The 16,610-nt window shown below is 61.3% G+C and carries 24 protein-coding genes; 17 read left to right on the forward strand and 7 right to left on the reverse strand.

Annotated features, from left to right (window positions below; genetic code table 11):
- Positions 1-114 precede the first annotated feature (114 nt).
- Genes DIE13_RS13605 through DIE13_RS13620 form a run of 4 tightly spaced genes read right to left on the reverse strand, consistent with a single transcriptional unit; the run spans position 115 to position 3,550 of the window.
- Positions 115-519, reverse strand: a complete 405-nt coding sequence (locus DIE13_RS13605; RefSeq protein ID WP_124827686.1) for a hypothetical protein — start codon at positions 517-519, stop codon at positions 115-117.
- Positions 520-531: 12 nt separating this feature from the next.
- Entirely contained in the window at positions 532-1,503 is a 972-nt protein-coding gene (locus tag DIE13_RS13610) for a helix-turn-helix domain-containing protein (protein WP_124827687.1), read from the reverse strand.
- A gap of 38 nt (positions 1,504-1,541) precedes the next feature.
- A complete protein-coding gene (dnaB, locus tag DIE13_RS13615) occupies positions 1,542-2,912 on the reverse strand; it encodes a replicative DNA helicase (RefSeq protein WP_124827688.1) in 1,371 nt (456 codons plus the stop codon).
- Between the two features lie 26 nt (positions 2,913-2,938).
- Positions 2,939-3,550, reverse strand: coding sequence for a phage regulatory CII family protein (locus DIE13_RS13620; RefSeq protein ID WP_311768330.1), 612 nt, complete (start codon positions 3,548-3,550; stop codon positions 2,939-2,941).
- Positions 3,551-4,026: 476 nt separating this feature from the next.
- On the opposite strand from DIE13_RS13620, the gene DIE13_RS13630 reads away from it, so the two are divergent.
- The 13 genes from DIE13_RS13630 to DIE13_RS13685 all read left to right on the forward strand — a co-directional run bounded on the left by DIE13_RS13630 (position 4,027) and on the right by DIE13_RS13685 (position 11,141).
- Entirely contained in the window at positions 4,027-4,491 is a 465-nt protein-coding gene (locus tag DIE13_RS13630) for a helix-turn-helix transcriptional regulator (protein ID WP_124827689.1), read from the forward strand.
- 387 nt (positions 4,492-4,878) lie between these two features.
- The gene (locus DIE13_RS32875) at positions 4,879-5,019 is read left to right on the forward strand and encodes a hypothetical protein (protein ID WP_185731200.1); all 141 of its coding nucleotides are present in this window, start codon (positions 4,879-4,881) and stop codon (positions 5,017-5,019) included.
- An 8-nt stretch (positions 5,020-5,027) separates the two neighbouring features.
- Positions 5,028-5,270 carry a hypothetical protein gene (locus DIE13_RS13635; protein ID WP_124827690.1) on the forward strand — a complete coding sequence of 81 codons (243 nt, stop codon included), beginning with the start codon at positions 5,028-5,030 and terminating at the stop codon, positions 5,268-5,270.
- Complete coding sequence (locus DIE13_RS32880; protein WP_185731201.1) at positions 5,267-5,404, forward strand: hypothetical protein; 138 nt, start codon at positions 5,267-5,269, stop codon at positions 5,402-5,404. Before DIE13_RS13635 ends, DIE13_RS32880 begins: the two co-directional genes overlap by 4 nt.
- 7 nt (positions 5,405-5,411) lie before the next feature.
- On the forward strand, positions 5,412-5,618 hold the full coding sequence (locus tag DIE13_RS13640) for a hypothetical protein (protein WP_124827691.1): 207 nt from the start codon (positions 5,412-5,414) through the stop codon (positions 5,616-5,618).
- Positions 5,619-5,933: 315 nt separating this feature from the next.
- Entirely contained in the window at positions 5,934-6,482 is a 549-nt protein-coding gene (locus DIE13_RS13650; RefSeq protein WP_124827693.1) for a PRTRC system protein E, read from the forward strand.
- A 14-nt stretch (positions 6,483-6,496) separates the two neighbouring features.
- Complete coding sequence (locus DIE13_RS13655; protein WP_124827694.1) at positions 6,497-6,901, forward strand: PRTRC system protein C; 405 nt, start codon at positions 6,497-6,499, stop codon at positions 6,899-6,901.
- 178 nt (positions 6,902-7,079) lie between these two features.
- Positions 7,080-8,159 (forward strand): PRTRC system protein F, encoded by a 1,080-nt coding sequence (locus DIE13_RS13660; RefSeq protein WP_124827695.1) that lies wholly within the window; start codon positions 7,080-7,082, stop codon positions 8,157-8,159.
- A complete protein-coding gene (locus DIE13_RS13665) occupies positions 8,156-8,866 on the forward strand; it encodes a PRTRC system protein B (protein WP_124827696.1) in 711 nt (236 codons plus the stop codon). Before DIE13_RS13660 ends, DIE13_RS13665 begins: the two co-directional genes overlap by 4 nt.
- Positions 8,867-8,870: 4 nt before the next feature.
- Positions 8,871-9,674 carry a PRTRC system protein A gene (locus DIE13_RS13670; protein ID WP_124827697.1) on the forward strand — a complete coding sequence of 268 codons (804 nt, stop codon included), beginning with the start codon at positions 8,871-8,873 and terminating at the stop codon, positions 9,672-9,674.
- An 11-nt stretch (positions 9,675-9,685) separates the two neighbouring features.
- Positions 9,686-10,051 carry a hypothetical protein gene (locus tag DIE13_RS13675; protein ID WP_124827698.1) on the forward strand — a complete coding sequence of 122 codons (366 nt, stop codon included), beginning with the start codon at positions 9,686-9,688 and terminating at the stop codon, positions 10,049-10,051.
- The gene (locus DIE13_RS13680; RefSeq protein WP_260435052.1) at positions 9,997-10,788 is read left to right on the forward strand and encodes a PRTRC system ThiF family protein; all 792 of its coding nucleotides are present in this window, start codon (positions 9,997-9,999) and stop codon (positions 10,786-10,788) included. The genes DIE13_RS13675 and DIE13_RS13680 overlap by 55 nt, the downstream gene beginning before the upstream one ends.
- A gap of 47 nt (positions 10,789-10,835) precedes the next feature.
- Complete coding sequence (locus DIE13_RS13685) at positions 10,836-11,141, forward strand: helix-turn-helix domain-containing protein (protein ID WP_124827699.1); 306 nt, start codon at positions 10,836-10,838, stop codon at positions 11,139-11,141.
- Here DIE13_RS13685 and DIE13_RS13690 read toward each other — a convergent pair.
- Positions 11,138-12,307: a tyrosine-type recombinase/integrase gene (locus tag DIE13_RS13690; protein ID WP_260435053.1), complete on the reverse strand. Its 1,170-nt coding sequence runs from the start codon at positions 12,305-12,307 to the stop codon at positions 11,138-11,140. The genes DIE13_RS13685 and DIE13_RS13690 overlap by 4 nt on opposite strands.
- 187 nt (positions 12,308-12,494) lie before the next feature.
- Between DIE13_RS13690 and DIE13_RS13695 the strand changes: the two genes are divergently transcribed.
- From DIE13_RS13695 to DIE13_RS13705, 4 genes are all read left to right on the forward strand, one after another.
- Positions 12,495-13,703: a phage integrase central domain-containing protein gene (locus tag DIE13_RS13695; RefSeq protein ID WP_124827700.1), complete on the forward strand. Its 1,209-nt coding sequence runs from the start codon at positions 12,495-12,497 to the stop codon at positions 13,701-13,703.
- 85 nt (positions 13,704-13,788) lie between these two features.
- A complete protein-coding gene (locus DIE13_RS32885; protein WP_175761482.1) occupies positions 13,789-13,935 on the forward strand; it encodes a hypothetical protein in 147 nt (48 codons plus the stop codon).
- 556 nt (positions 13,936-14,491) lie between these two features.
- Positions 14,492-15,493: a hypothetical protein gene (locus DIE13_RS13700; RefSeq protein WP_124827701.1), complete on the forward strand. Its 1,002-nt coding sequence runs from the start codon at positions 14,492-14,494 to the stop codon at positions 15,491-15,493.
- Between the two features lie 142 nt (positions 15,494-15,635).
- Positions 15,636-15,983, forward strand: a complete 348-nt coding sequence (locus DIE13_RS13705) for a hypothetical protein (protein ID WP_124827702.1) — start codon at positions 15,636-15,638, stop codon at positions 15,981-15,983.
- Positions 15,984-16,013: 30 nt separating this feature from the next.
- On the opposite strand, the gene DIE13_RS32890 is transcribed toward DIE13_RS13705, so the two are convergent.
- Positions 16,014-16,190 (reverse strand): hypothetical protein, encoded by a 177-nt coding sequence (locus DIE13_RS32890; RefSeq protein WP_175762585.1) that lies wholly within the window; start codon positions 16,188-16,190, stop codon positions 16,014-16,016.
- Between the two features lie 156 nt (positions 16,191-16,346).
- Positions 16,347-16,610, reverse strand: a complete 264-nt coding sequence (locus DIE13_RS13710; protein ID WP_124715503.1) for a PAAR domain-containing protein — start codon at positions 16,608-16,610, stop codon at positions 16,347-16,349.

The raw sequence follows: 16,610 nt of genomic DNA on the forward strand, positions 1-16,610 counted from the left end.
GAGGCTTTCGCACTCAGGGCTTCGTGATTCTTCCGGGCGAGCAGCGGTCCGGCAAAGGCCGCACGCACTCGGTAAAACTCACCGGATCAAATTGTGGATCGAAGTGTAGAACAGCTATTTCGATTCCGCAACACCTTCCGCAATCTTATCGATGATCGTCTGCACTGAAACGTAGCTCGGCGGCGGCGGCACAAGCTTCTCGTCGACAGCACGTTTCGCATGCGCCAGCGCAAAATCGAAGATCGTCGTCGGCCGTACCTTGAGACCGAGCCGCCGACAGATCACGAACGGCGGCTTACCCCAGACGTAGTGCATTTGCAGCAGCTTGCGATCCATCGGCATCAGCTTACGCACCGCGACCTCGACCCTGTTCGCGTCCTCAAGGTCGAGCGTCGAATCGATCGAACGGCCACCGACCGACGGAAAGTAGATATTCGCTACCAGCGAATCGCCACCGCCTTCACCACTGCCGTTCCGCTGCGCACGCGCCCAATTTTCCAACCGCTTTTCAATCGACATTCTTCCCCCGCTTCAAATTTCGTAAATGCCGACGTGCAGCCGGCAATAACCGCGACGCGCCGAGCCTGCGCCGAGGATGGATGTTGCGACGTTGGTGCAGCGCGTACCGTCATCGTCGACATGCGCACAGCATCGATCGTCTTTTCCCTGCTGCTGCGCTGGCTGCCGCTCACGCGTCAACGACTGGTTTCGCTTCGCGCGCAGCTGCTCCCAATTTTTCCGAAGCCGTGCCGGTGAGCGAATCACTGAGCACCAAAAGCCATCCTCAAGAGCCCATGTCCACAGCTTTACGATTTGCTGTGGCTCGAATCCATCGGCCAGCATGCCGTCGACATCCGACGCCCACTCCGCGAGATCGGGTTCGCTCGCGCCCGGATCGTTATCGCGAAGCCTGCGAGCCATCCATGCCGCCAACGCGGCGAAGCCCTCTTGACGATTTCCCTCTCTGCCTGTACCCTCGCCCCCCGGGTATACCACCGGCGTTTGAGAGAGAGATAAGGTTTCGTAATTTCTATTCATTGGGTTGTTAGTTGGAACGTGGTTCCTACAACTTCCCGATTCCACCTCCGCTCCGCCCTTTTTCCGGGTATCAGCTGAACCACGTTCCGCCAATTCGCCGGCGTTACCTGAACCTGGTTCCTCAAATTCCCCGCAGTCACCGGAACGTGGTTCCTGATGGCCTGCTCGCGCACCGGCAATGTCGAGGCTCAGGTCGTCGCGTGCACGCATCGCGACATCCTCGGGCACCGTGAGGCGGTAGTGGCCGTGCGCCCATTTCCTCCCGCTTTTTCGCGACTTCCATCGCCTGATCCATCCCGCTCGCTCGGCCACGCCGAGGTGCTTTGACACGGCGCGCGCGGTCAATGTCGCGCGGCCGGCAATCTCATCGATCGACGGCCAGCACGTGTCATCGATCGAATTGGCGTATTCAGCAATGACGAACAGCACGAGCTTTGTCGTGCCCGGCAAATCGCTCGCTGTCATCGCTCGTCGCCAGGTAAATGATGTTGGCACTCCCGCCATTAATACGCCCCTGTCGGCTCTGCAAAATTCTCGAACCGTGTTAATTCATTTCGGAATGCCAATCGCACAGTCGCGAGCGGCCCATTACGTTGCTTCGCGATGATCAGCTCGGCCATTCCTCGGTCTGCGCTATCCGGGTTGTACACCTCGTCTCGATAAATGAAATAAATTACGTCCGCATCCTGCTCGATCGCACCAGACTCTCTAAGGTCCGACATCATCGGCCGCTTATTCGGGCGCTGTTCGAGCCCCCGATTCAACTGCGAAAGAGCGATCACTGGCGCGTCGAATTCCTTGGCTGTCTTTTTCAACTCACGCGATATTTGCGAAACCTCGCTTGTGCGGTTCTCGCCCGCTCCACCGTCCCCCGACATCAACTGCAGATAGTCGACGATAATCAGACCGAGCTTCCGACCAATCTGCCTCTGCAATCGGCGCAGCTTCGCCTTGAGCTGCAGCGGCGTTATCGAAGCACTGTCGAGAACATAGACCGGTGCGTCGACGAGAACTTGCGTTCCGTGCGTCAGCTTCGACCAGTCATCGTCGCGCAGGCTGGCCGTCCTGAGCTTGTGCTGATTGATGCGCGATGTCCCTGCCAGCATGCGCGAAGCCAACTGTTCATCGGGCATTTCCAACGACAGAACCGCCACCGGAAGACCAAGCGACACAGCGACGCTTTCAGCAATGTTCATCGCAAGCGAGGTTTTTCCCATCGAGGGCCGGCCGGCGACAATGATCAGTTCACCGCCATGCATGCCGTCTGTATGCCGATCGAGATCGACAAATCCCGTAGCAGTCCCACCAATTTGCGTTGCACCGCCAGCGTGATAGCGCTCGTCGATACGCTGAATAACAGCCGTCAGCGCGCTCGATATCGGCCGAAATTCATCGTCGGCCGACTGACTGGTGTCGGCTATTTTCAGCAACTCCCCTTGCACGAGATCCAGCAACTCGACGGGCGATTTCCCGCCGGGCTTCAATACTGCATCTCGCAACCTCTCAGAAACGCGCAACATCCGCCGCGAGATCGAGCGGTTTCGGACGATTTCAGCATAGTGACGAACACCCGCCGCGCTCGGCGTTGCGTGCACCAGATCATTCAAAAATGCGAGCGGCTGATCAACCTTTGCGTCGACGGAATTCAACCGCTCAAAGACGGTTACGACGTCTGCAATTGCACCGCGCTGAATCAGGTCGCGTATCGCCCTAAAAACGAGGGCATGCTCGCCGACCGTGAAATCCGTCTCGGAGACGACACCCGCTATTTCCTCGAGCGCGCCATTGTCGAGCAACAGCGCACCGAGAATGCTCTGCTCGGCCTCTGGCGCCGAAGTACGGGCGTGCGCATCCGATGGGTCGTGTGCGCCCATTCGAAACACCTCAGGGAATTGATGAATTAGGAGCCGCGGCGACGCCGACGGTTTTGAGCGGAACGACGTGCAATCGCGATCGTCTGCTCGATCTGACGTTGCGCTGCACGTCCGACCCGCTCGATAGCTTCGGCGTCGCGCGGATCGATCAGCCCATCGTCGGCGGCCCGCCGAACTTCGTCGGCCAATCCCCCTGCCTTCGTGCTGACGGTTAGCGCAGAGTCGACGAGCGCGCGGATGCAGTCTGACTCAGCATCGGCGAACGTTTCGGTCGCGACTAGCCCGAATCGGGCATTGAACGCGTACACCGCGTCGAGTGCATGCGGCTGCTTTTTCTCGAGCATCCACTCGATTAAGAGTTCGAACATTTCGCCAGTTATGCGCGCGCCTTCAACCTCACGGAGCCGCAACCGCAGATGCTCGCCGGAAATTCGAGTGCCCCGGCGTTCGGTAAGAAACCGGGCAGCGTCTTCCACTTTCCCCGGCGTGTTCGATACGGACGTATACAGCACGTCAATCCATGCGGTTTGACTGTAATGGTGAGCCACATTTACCCCTTGAATTTCACCGTTTTTCATACTGTTAACGTGCTCGCGTTTCCGAGAGAATTGCTCCATCGCCAAACGGAACAACATCATGAGAACGCAGAAATTCAGAATTCAGCACGCGACAGCAACCCCGAAACCACAACTCAAACGACACATGCGCGACGCGATCACGCGCGCAGTGAATGACACGAAGGCAACACGCGCATTTACAGCGCTCATGCATCAGGTATGCGACGCGCCCGCGGTCGAGCTCGCGCACGATCCTGCAAAGGGGGCCGGCGCATGCCCTCCACGTCACAGCCCGTTTGCGCACCGAGGCCAACTAGCACGTCCGGCCGCGCAACAGAGATGAACTGCATTCGGGCTTTCGGGATGCCGTTACGGCGCCACTGAGACACGGCCGCGGCGTCAATCTCGAAGAGATCGGCGACGGCGCCAGTCCCGCCCAGTCGGGTGATGATTTCGCTCGCGTATGCGATGCGCAGGTCGTTTTCCATGGCCGAGATTTAAGCACACTTAATTTCAAAAGTGAAGTGCTCTTACTTGCGTAGGTTTAGCCTGCTGAAATGAACGACCTAGACACCTTCGTAGGACGACTCAGGTACGCCAAGGAACTTCGCGAGGCGGAATTGGGATCGTCAATCGACGATAAGGAAATCGCTGCGAAGGCAGGGGTTTCCCCGTCAGCTGTTTCGCAATGGACGAGCGGCAAAGTGAACGTCGAAAACCTGAAGGCCGCGCCCGTATTCGGCGTCGCACGGTTTCTACGCGTGCGCCCCGAATGGCTTTGGGAAAAGCGCGGGCCGATGAAAGATGCCCAGGACGATCTACCGGTGGAAGCCCAGGCGTTTTACGCGGATCTAAAGCGCGCGATCGCGCTCGGTATGACGGAACTGGCCGTCACTGCGGTACACGCACCACTGCGTGCAGTCCTTGCTATGCATGAGCGAGCTCGCGGTGAGCTACTCGATTTGAACGCACCGACTCCGCCAAGCGGCTCAGGTTCCAGTCGAAAACTGCCGCGCACCTGAATACCCCGACGCGGTCGTGCCCGGCCGCGTACCCCTCCACCGGCATACCCAGCAGCTCGACGTCCCAATCGTAGTCGGACGTCGCATGCGGCCCCATTACCCTGACCATCAGCCCGATATGCGCGGCGTTCGCGCATCGGCTAACCACGGCCAAATCCCCCGGATTGATACGGCCCCCGCCGATCCCTGCATCGCAACTCATCGAAGCCCACCCTCAGTCTTTTTCTTCAAACGGCTTTCAATACTGTATGGATAAACAGTATGCCCGCACTCTAGACCGCGCGTCAACTTAAGCCCGCTAAATTTTCTTTGCAGCGTGAGATTAAGTGTGCTTAAATTCGTCCTCGTCGCAGCGCCGTTGCTGCGCATGTCATAGGCGAGGTTCCGATGCACACCATTTTGATTTGGCGCACCGAATTCACGCGGCTTAAATCCCGCGCACTGCCGGCACGCGACTGGTACCCCTTCGTTGCACTTGCAGCGCTCTATCTGATCGCAAGCGCGATCGCTCCGGAATTTGGCATCTGAGGCCCGACATGAAATCTCGAGCTCAAGTCGCCGACCGGCTCCGCGCAAATTTCTCCAGCGCAGTAAGAAAGGCCGTCGAACACGGCAAGCAGCGCGGGCTCCGCCCCGACCTCTTTGCTGATCACGCCATGCAAAACGTCTGGTACCTGATCGGCTACATCGAGCACCACGAACCGGAACTCGCAAAAGCGCTCGCCCGACTCGTCGGCGACGAGGAATTGCTCACGAGACAGAGGGAGGAAATCCAATGAGCAAACACAGGGCCGCCCCCATGCCCCTCTGGAAAATCGTGCTGCTCTGGCTCGCCGTCGGCGTTGGTTGCGTCGCGTGGACGTACACCGACGACGCACCGAGCACGCCGATCGCAAACACGTACAGCGCGTGAGCCGGCCATGCAGAAAGATCACCTGCCAACCCATCTGCTGCGCGTCGAGTGGCAACTCCTGCACATGCGCGGCGACTTCGACGCCGCGATCCAGCGCGCCAGCGTGCGCGACGCGCTCGAATCGTCGGCTCGAGCTCGCGAAACGCGCGAACGACGCCGCGCTGCCGTGCGCGTCGACGTGAAACGCCTGCAGGCCGGCGACGCGGAGGATTGATCGATGCCACGTTGCCACGTTCGCTGCGCGCACTGCACTGCGCGCCGATGCCTGCGGCGCCATCCCGACCGCTACACACGCCTGCCGGCTTGCCGCACGTGTAACCGCCGCAAATACCGCGTCGACCACTGGATGAATCGCCGGAACACGACGCGCATGCGCTGCGACTGCGCCGGCTACTGGTTTCCGCACCGACGCGGCTCCCTTTTTTGCTGGCATCGAGTTGACGGCTCGAACCGCTATCCCGGCGATACCGATTTCGCCGATCGCAATTTCGACGGCCTCGCGGCCTGACATCACCTGAGAGGAAATCGCATGTCCCTGTTCACATCACTGCACGCGCTCGCCCGAACGACGAGCATCAACATCCTGATCACCGCCGAAGGCGACGAAAACCTCAGAGTCAACGTGACGCCGATGCCGAACGGCAAGGGCGAGAAGCAGCGCTGGCCGCTGTCGCTGCTGGCGACGCCGGAGGAACTCGACGCGGAATTCGCCGCCGCAGTCGATGTGTACGCTCCCGGCGCCACGCCGCTGCTCGACCAGGCGCGTGCGTGCGCGGCCGCGAACCAAAGCGATGCTGCGACCGCGCCACCCGCCCCGACGGCCAGCGAGGCAACCGGCACCCCCGGAAAGCGCGGCCGCGGTCGACCGCCGAAGGCGGCAAAGGCCGACGACACTAACACCCCGCCCGCGAACGATGGCGCGAACGCCAACGCGACGGATCCGCGCCAGATGCGTATCGACGATGCCGGCGAACCGCGCGCCGACGGCGAGACGCCGGCCGCAGAAACGCCGGCAACCGCACAACCCGCGAGCACGGAGCAGCCACAATCGACCGACGCTGGTGTCGACCTGTACTGATCGGAGACAACGACATGCAAATCGAAACGCTCGCTCGCGAATTCTCGTACAACGGCGCCAAGCTCGCCGATCCCGCGCCGACGTTCACGCTCCAGCAGGTCCGCGACTTTTATTCGCAGACCTATCCCGAGCTGACGAACGCCGAGATCGAAGGGCCGGTCATCAAAGGCAATCGCAACGTCTACACGTTCCGGCGCGCTGTGGGCACGAAGGGAGCAGCCGAGCGCGGACCGGAAGCAGGCCTCTCATTAATGATCGGCGCACTCGTTAGCGCCGCCGGTAACGGCATGCCGCACCAGATCGTCTCGTACCTGATCGACATCAGCTCGACCATGTCCGCGCACGTACTCCCGCTGCTCGACGAAGAAGTCGCGTTCATCAATGCGCTCCACGCGCGCTACTGCCCGCAACCGAAATGACACTCCGCGAACTTCGAAAGCACCTGCGCGAGAACACGTTCGCGGGCGAATCGACGCCGCGTGCGCGCGCGAAGCACGTCAACAGTCAACTCGCGCGCCACGTGCAACGCGTGACTCAGCACGCTGACCGCACGTCACCGCGCCTGCGCCTGCCCTCGTCCATCATGCCGGTACTGCCATGATCGCGCCAGCACTCGCCATCCCGGTCATTGCCGCCAGCGTGCCTGTGCGGTACGTCACCGGGAACAATCACGAAAGCGACAGCAATTTCGCACACGAGCTCGCGCTCGCGCTGATGCGCGGCAAGTTGCTCACGGGCGATGATGCCGCGAATGCGGACAGTCACCGTGACGAAACCGAACTCGCGCGCCACGCAATTACCCGCGAATGGCTGGACCGCACCGACGGCCTGACGATCTTCGAGTGGAATTTGCGCGTCAGCGAAGAGCATTATTCGCCGACGCCGTACGCCTCTGGAAGCACTCATAGCGCGTGGTTCTCGATCCACTCCAACCAAGGAGCCGGATCGGCGCCATGCCGCTATCTAAGCGCGGGCATTAACCACCTCGAAAACGTAATGCCCGGCCTCGGCCAAACCGCGCTCGCCGTACTGTACGAGGCATGCCACCACTACTTGCCGAGCGTGTGTACACCGCGCGAGACGCTCTACATTGCCGAATATCAGTACTGGCAAGGTTACGGGAGCGAAACCGACGCGCTCGAAGAGTTGATGTTCATCCACGGCGTGAATCCCAAAACAACATCCGCGGAGGAATTCTTCACTGAGTATTCGGTTCCTCGCCGCGTCGAGTTTTTCCGCGGCGCGCCCGCGTGGATCGCACAGCCAGCGCAGGCACTGAGCACCGCCGATGTGGGATATGCGTCGCTGATTGACGATACCGCCGCGGCCGTTGCCGACGCATGCGACGAAATTCACCGCATCATCGTCAACGGAGGGCCATTTGCCCGCGTCGACTGCCGCGACGCCGGCCGCGGCCCCGTCGATTATTCGCTGTATCTCCTCTGGGATCAGCAGGACGGCACCGACCGCGTACTCGACGATTTCATCGAAGACGAAATGCAGGCCGATCCACTCGATGTCTCGTGCGCGGTACAGCTGTCGCTCACCGGCAACGAGATCGGCAACTGGTTCGCGCGGATGAGCAACACAGCGCGACTTGCGTGTGCAGTCGAAACCCTGCTCGATCTGCTCGCGCTTCGCACGCCCGAAAATGTCACCGTGCAGGTACGCGTATGACGACCGTCGATATCTATTGCGAAGGCAGCACACACCTCGAACTGGATTCGGCACTGCTGCTGTACCGAAACAAGTCAGATACGCACGTCTACGTGACGCGGCATGCCGCTCGCGTCGTCGACGGCGCGCCCACGTTACTCGCCGGCGAGCCGGTCACTCAGCGACAACTTGCGACCTTCGCTGCCGCAGCGGCGAAACACGTCGGCCAACAAGGCTTCGTGCACGAACGCGTGATCTTCGCCGGTTCCGGTGTCGTCGCGTGGTGGATGCCGGCAGGTGTCCGGCACGTCTGGTTCCAATCCGACAAGCCGCTCGGCACTCGCGCGGGCCCGGCACAACAACCCGCATTGCTTTTCATCGCACACGGCGACCGACGACACGTGTTCGCGCTCGCAGAGAATGCACGGCCGCAACGCAGCACCGCCCTGTTTCAGGCGCCGTACTACAACGTCTATTCCTCCGGTTCCGTGTGCACCGGCAACGTCGAAATCGCGAAGCAGCCAAACGCGGCCGACGTCGAGCGGTACGAAGAGGAATTCTTTCGCAGCCGCTTCACCCACCCGAATGCCCCAAAGCTGATTCAGGGCGGCAGCATTTCCACGCTCTGGCGCCAGTTGCTCGACGGCGCCGAATTTCCCACCGAAAGACTGGTCGCGGTCAATCTGACCGTCGAGTCCGCAATTCAATGCCTCACGCAACGGAGCTAACCACATGTCCACCAAAATCGAAGAAATTAAGGCAACGTTCGAAGCAGCAACGACCGACACGCTGCGCTCGCTCGGCGATGCACTCAAGATTTTCAGCGAAGCAGTCGCGGCCGAAGTGCGAGCCGGCCGGTCGCGCCCGATCGCCGCCGACGGCACCGACGCAAACATCGGCCTGGACGAAGCGCTGTTCGACAGCGCCCCTGTCGCCACTGTTCCGCGCCACGCTGAATTTGCGCCGCTGCTCGACGTCGGCCACCGATTCCTGCTCGCAGCCGACGGCCTGTTCGTCGAGATTCGCCGCCCGTGGCTGCACCTGATTCAGCCGGTCGCGCCAATCGAAGGCGCTTGCCCGCGTCCGCCGTACGGATCGATCGACCAAAAAATCGAATTCGCGTTCGGACGCATAAGCGCCGCCGAGCCGCACCTTCGCCGGTTCGCGGCCGACGCCGCCGACGCCGCGCCAAACGAGCACGCCGCATGGATCGTCTGGAACGAGACGAGCAAGGAACTGGTGTACCGCGAAGTCGAAGTGACCAGCTCCACGCCGACCGCGATCACCATCAATCGGCCGACGCTCGCCGACGACGAGAGCCTCGCATTCGATCTGCACAGCCACGGCGCCGGCCCGGCAGGCTTCAGCTCGACCGACGACGCAGACGACGCGGGCGAAGTGAAGATCGCTGGCGTGATCGGCGGTGTCGGAACGGCCAACCCGAGCGTCGCGTTCCGCCTGTGCGCCCTCGGCAAGATGATCACGCTCCGTGTGCCGGTACAAGCCTTCTTCCCGTCGACGGAGAAAGTCGCGTGAACCAACTCGACATGCTCGAACTTGCCGCGCGGGCCGCAGGATGGGAAACGAAGCGTCACACGGTCCGCGACCTCACCGCAATCCACGTCAGACCGCACGCAACCGCCACCTGGCGAGCATTCGATTCGATCGGCTCGCGCGCCGACGCCTTCGAACTGTCGAGCGCGGCCCGTATTGACGTGACGCACTTCGCGGATTACGTGACCGCGCACGCTGGCGCCGGCGCATTCCGCCACTTCACCCACGACGACATCGACGCACGGCATGACGTCGGCGCGCAGCAGTCGGAGCGCGAGCGCGCTACGCGCCGTGCGATAACCGAATGTGCCGCACTGATTGGCCGCGACGTCGGTGCACCCTGGTGGAGGACGGTATGAGCCAGCACAAGACGCCGGCGCGCTTTCTCAGCGATCGACGCGTAACGGTCGCGCTGATCGGTTGCGGCGGTACGGGCTCGCAGATGCTGACGGGGCTCGCCCGCCTCAATCACGCCCTCGTCGAACTCGGCCACCCGGGCCTGCACGTGACCGCATTCGACGCCGACACGATCAGCGCCGCGAACGTCGGCCGGCAGATGTTCAGCCCGGCCGACATCGGCCAGCGAAAAAGCGTCGTGCTCGTGCATCGCCTCAACGCGTTTTTCGGGATCGATTGGTGCGGCCGGCCGGTACATGCCAGCGCCGACGCAATCATCCGCGGCGCCCCGGATCTTGTTGTCATGTGCGTAGACAGCGCAGCAGCCCGCGCGAAATTGGCGCCGGCCCTGAATAAGTCGGGCAGCTACGTTATGGATCTCGGCAACCGCGCGAGCGACGGCCAGGTCATTTTCGGCGCGGCGCCCGACTCGACCGGAAACATCGCCACAGCGGACAGCACGCCGCTACGCTGGCCATACGACGTACTGCCCGAGCTCATCGACACGACGATTCCCGAGGACGATACGCCGAGCTGCAGCCTCGCCGAAGCGCTCGAGCGGCAGGAGCTGTTCATCAATCAGGCCGTCGTCACACAGGGGCTCGCGATCCTGTGGGAATTTTTCCGGCATGCGCGCCTGACGTGGTGCGGCGCGTTTATTAATCTGAAAACCGGCCAAGTGCGGCCCGTATTGGTATAGAGGAAAATCATGACCACAGCTAAGGCCAGCCCAGGAGAAGGCTAAGAATGGACATGAGCGAACTGCAGCAGCTACTCCCCGAACTGCGTCGACTCGTCGCCGCGCTCGAGCAACCGAAGAGGCTCGACGAAACACTGTGGAGCACAGAGCAAATCGCGCAGTGGCTCGGCCTGTCGAAAGCCACTGTTGAATTGCGCGTCGTCACCCGAAAGGACTTTCCCGCCGGCATGCGCCCGGTCGAAAGCCAGCAGGCGCAGCGACGATGGTTCGCAAGCGATGTACTCGAATGGGCGCGACGGAACCGCGGCACGCTGCCGACGCCGAGGCCCGGCCGGCGCCGGAAGACGGACTAATCGAGGCGTGCCGCCAGCTCGGCGGCCGTCTCGTCGTAGTAGATCATCAGGGACTGAATATCTCGGTGGCCGAGCATTTTTGCGAGTGCCAGCACATGTAACTTCTTCGCGAGTCGTGTGGTCGCTTCGTGCCGAGAATCGTGAAAATTCAGATCCGCCATTTCGGGATGCTTCTTCACCACCCTCGCCCGAACCTTACGCCACAAGGCGTCGACACTCCCCTGCGCGACCGGAAAACAGCGGGGTTCTCCTTTGGCCCTAGGCAGCCTGCCCAGCAGCTCTATCGCTCGCCTCGATAGCGGCACGTCGCGCGCATCGCCGTTCTTTGATGTCGGCACGTGCACGTATCGCTTGTCGATGTGGACGTTCGGCCACGTCGCAGCAATAATCTCCCCTTGGCGCATTGCCGTTTCTATCGCGAAAAGAAACGCAATCGCTGTGTACTGCTGCGTCGTTTGAACTGGCCCACCATCCGTCAATCCCAACGCGGTACACATAATCGCAGCGTCTTGGTCCGGCACCCTACGCCGGCGAGGAGGCGGATCCTTTGGACGGGTCACTTCGCGAACCGCGTTCCCACTGGTCCACTTCCACTCGTCATGCGCGGCCTGAAAGACCGCTGACAACAAATTGAGATCCCGATTAACGGTCGACGGCTTGACGACCTTGAGCCGCTTATCTCGCCACTCTGCGATCTGCTCAGGCTTGACGTTCCGTATCAGCACGCCGACGAAATCGAGCTCGTTGCGCAGAAACTCCAACCGCGTCTCGTTCCACTCGTGTTTTGCTAGGTTCGGCGATACCTTATCAAGATACTCATCGAACGCGTCGCTTACCGTCTTCTGCACTTTCGAGTACTGCCGCCGACGGCCGGCGTCGATCTCCGCCTCAAGCTTGGTCGCCCAGGCTACCGCCTCCGCCTTCGTATCGAACGTTCCCGAGTCGCGAATCCCAGCCTTCGCGACCTCCGCGCGCCACGTCCCGCCCCGCTTTCTGTAGCTTGCCATCCTGTGCCCTGGCGTAAATTTGGCGTAAAGGATAGCGGAATTTTGATGGATTTTGGGGAACTCTGGAATCGAACCCGTACCCTGATGCCGCCCGCTGATGGCCGCCAATATTGGGTTTCCGGGAAATTGATAGGGTTTGATAGTAGTTGAAGGAATCACGACCGATTCCTGTCGGGGGGACCAATCTTCCATCTCGTGCGATCCCCAGAATTCCGGCAACCCGTGATAACATAAGGCTTCGCGGGTTTTTTCAATTCCGTATACGTCCCGGGACGTACTGCGACAGCCGGGGGTATTTGGGGGTATCTCTCGGGGTATCCAAGATACCCCTTGGAGGGATACCCCCATGCCCTTGACCGACAAAGCCGTCAAAAACGCGAAAGCGGGCGACAAGCCTGTGAAGTTATTCGACGGCGGCGGAATGTTCCTGCTCGTTACCCCGGCCGGTCAGCGCTACTGGCGACTCAAATATCGCGTCAACGGCAAGGAAAAGTTGCTGGCACTCGGCGTGTACCCTGACGTTTCACTAGCAGTCGCACGCAAAAAGCGTGACGAGGCGCGGGAAAAGCTTGCGGCGGGTATCGATCCCAATGAAGCAAAGAGAGAAGTCAAACGAACGGCGCGCATCGCAGCCGCTAGTTCGTTCGAGGCGGTTGCGCGCGAGTGGTTCGACAATCAGCGCGCAGGATGGACCGAGACCTACGCTGAGAAAGTCATCCACTCGCTGGAGATCGATGCATTCCCGAAGATCGGCTCACGGCCCATCGCCAACATCGAAGCGCCGGAAATGCTGGAGATCATCCGCGCAATCGAAGCACGAGGTGTCCGGGAAACCGCCAAGCGACTGTTGCAGCGTTCGCGCGCCGTATTCCAGTACGCCATCATGACTGGCCGTTGCACCCGTAACCCGTCCGCTGACATCGATGCGGAAACGATCTTAAAAAAGGGGCCGGGCGTACAGCACATGGCCAGAGTGAAGCCGTTGGAGATCCCGCAGCTCATGCGCGACATCGCCGCGTATCCCGGTGAGCCAGTTACCCGACTGGCGCTAGAATTGATGGCCCTTACCTTCGTCCGGACGAAGGAAATGATTCGCGCTCAATGGGCAGAGTTCGACGAGACTGCGGCAGAGTGGCGGATCCCGCCCGAGAGAATGAAGATGCGAGACCCACATATTGTCCCGCTGTCACGGCAATCACTGGCCGTGTTAAAGCAGCTCCGGCAAATCAATGGCGACCGGCCACACGTGTTCTATAGCGTACATGGTCGAGCACCGATTTCGAACAACACTATGCTATTCGCGCTTTATCGCATGGGCTACAAGTCCCGGATGACAGGGCATGGCTTCCGCGGGCTCGCCGCCACAATGTTACGTGAACTCGGATACAGCCGAGACGTTGTAGACCGCCAGTTGGCTCACGCGGAACGCAACCAGGTTACTGCTGCGTACGTTCATGCCGAGTACTTACCCGAACGGCGCGGGATGATGCAACATTGGGCCGATCATCTCGACAAACTCAAACTGGTTCGCAACGACCCGCGCCTGCCTCACTGACCGAGCCACAAGGTGACCCCATCCCAACACACCCTGATGTTTCATCGGTGCGCTCCCTTCGACCGCTCCGCTTGAGCAAACGCCTATGATCACGGTCGATACCCACCGCTGGGACACTCGCTTCGAGTTCGAGGACGTCCAGCTCGCCCTGCACCGCCCGCGGGTTCGCGCGTTCCTAAACGGCGTGGTGCACCCGGCCCTCGCCGCGATTGACGCTGACATCGAGCGCTGAGCCACCATCCAAGAGAGCGGCTGGATGTACGCCGTCGCCGACGGGCAAGCCCTGTTGCAGGCGACGGTCCAGGCGTTCTGCCTCTCCATTCAGTCGCTATGGGAACGCCAACTCCGCAACTGGCTGAACTCCTGCATCGTGCCCGCGCCCCAGAGCATGCGCCAACGCCGAACGGCGCGCGATGGAAGCCTGTCCGAGTTGAGTGGTCTTCTGCTCGAACTCCGAGGCATCGCCCTCACCGCATTCCCCAGCTACGCGGACCTCGACCTGTTGCAACGGGTCCAGGGCACCGATCACGCGGGCCGGCACGTGGAACTACCACGAGCAAATCATCCAGGTTTGGCGTTGGGGGGCGAAGTTGTTGGGGCAATATTGACGAGCGCGATCGTCGATCGTAGGAACAATGGGGCCGTTCGGCCCGGTTGTTCTTTACAGGTTTCGCCCGCTGACGCTCTGCGTCGACGCGACTTAGCCGACGACAAACCGCTGATTCACCGCTCCGCTCCCTGGATATACCGTGCCAACAATGAAAGAGCACTCGAGAACGGGGGCGGGGATGATGAACCAACGACGCATGAGTTTTGCGGGCTACCTGGCGGCGATCGTCGGGAGCGCGCTGCTTCTCAGCGGGTGCGGCGATCGCTCCGTGTCCGGGTCGTACGTATCGCACAACGGCAACCAGGCCGATCTGCTTCAAGTCACCGAAACCCCCGATCACCGCTTCACGGGCACACTGCGCCACGCGGCGCTGACCAGCGACGGCACGCTATCGTCCAGCACTAGCAACGTGAGCGGATCGGTCGACGGGACCAACATCACCCTCACGGTCCTCGCCACGCCGCTCCCTATCGGGCAAAACTTTGCCGGCATGGCAACGAGGAGTGGGATAGACCTCACGGTGCCGGACGGTGCTCAAACGGGCGTACAACACTTCACGAAAGGCCAGCCCTCTGACTTCGACGAGGCGGTCGCAAAACTGGACAAGATGGGCCAAGCGATCATCGCGGCGCGGCAGCACGGTCAGCGCGCCGACCAGATGAACCGCCAAGTCAACGCCCTCACCGACAGTCTGAATCGCTTCGTCGACAACGCAAAGCACCACATCGACCGGCTGCCGCGCGCGAAGGCTTACTATGATCACGCCGTGACGTTCGAGCAGGCGAAGCTCAAACGCGCGCAACGTCTGCAAGCTATCGGCAACGAGGTCGCGCAGGGCCAGGCGGGGGTCATCGTCGGTCAGATGGGGGTGGACAAGGCCCAGATTTCGATCGTTGACGACGAACTGGACCGGGTGCGCAACGAAGCAGCGGCAGCGGAAAACGGGCTCAACGCCCGGATCGACCAGTGGCGCGGAACATGCCTCGACGGTGCTGCTGCGGTCAAAGCCGCCGACGTTATTCCCGACATGGGTTCATGCAAAGGGCTAACGCGAGCCGTGTCTGCGTACAACGCCGTGCTCCCCACGCTGCACAATGCCTTGGCTGCAGCAGGCCAGGCCAGAACCCAAGGCCATACCCGGTTGACGGCGATCTGGACAACCGCCAACTCGGTGCAGTGACCCGCCCCATCGCATCCGCTCACACAGGTTTCTGCGTTCGGTTAAAATCAAAATGAAGCCCCGGCAACGCTGGTGTTCCGCCGCCTTGCCAGGTGGGTTTGCCCCTGCTCGACCAATGAGCGGAACATAAAGGAGTCACTCCATGGGCGCGAAGAAAGCTGCCGAAATAGCCGAATCAGTCGTTAACCGTTTGTTCAGCGACCAGATCGACCGTACCGGGCATTCCGCCAAACGCATTGCTGCGGATGGCAAGAAAACCGGCGATTACGAAGCAATCGCCAGGGACATGAACGAAAGTTCGCGACGTAACAACCCGGATTCTCCAGCAACGTTCACGGCGGATGATGCCCGCGTGGTTGCTCGATTCTTCGATGCCAACCGCAGCCGCCCCGTCTATACCAAGGCGCAAAGCAAGGCGCGGAACAAGAGTGCAGCGCCAGCAACGACGCCGTCCGGTGCCGGCGCACCTGACGGCTTCCAGCCGACGTAAGACAACGGGGCCTCACAGCCCCGTTTTTCTTTACATGCTGATGCCGCGCCCGGTGTCCCGCTGCGGGACCGGGCGTTTGGCTGCCGCCCTCTCCTGCTCCCGCATTTTGACCTCGGCCTGCTGCACCGGCTTGGCCTCGGCCTGGCGCTGTGCCTCGACCTTCGCCGCCCCCTGGCGTGCTTGCTCGGTCTGCCGCTCTTCCATCATCTGCCGCACCGCGTCGCGGCTGAGCCTGCACGCACACGTTCGATAGGAGCATGTTTTCAGCGAGCGAACGAGCGGCCTGGGCCGTGTCGGGCGTGATGAACGAAGCGGCGACGAGTAGTTCCGGCAGCGATCACGGCCCCGCCAAACGTCGAAAAGCTACGCACGTCCCGATGTCGGAATCGACGAGATCAGCGCAGCGCCACACGATGTCTTGTGACCGTCAAAAGCAACCGCGCGACCATCAATACGGACGTTTTCGTCGCCTTCCACGATTTCGCAATGGTCGTGACCAGACATGGGGCAAGTGCAACGGTCCCCGACACATGCGACGGAGCGCCCCATCACCGTTGAATTCTCGCGGCCAGTTTGAACACGCCCACCATGCGAAGTCGAGTCACCGACACGTATTACCCCGCGCAT

Origin of the sequence: Burkholderia sp. Bp9016 (assembly GCF_003857765.1) — a bacterium.
Classification (GTDB): domain Bacteria; phylum Pseudomonadota; class Gammaproteobacteria; order Burkholderiales; family Burkholderiaceae; genus Burkholderia.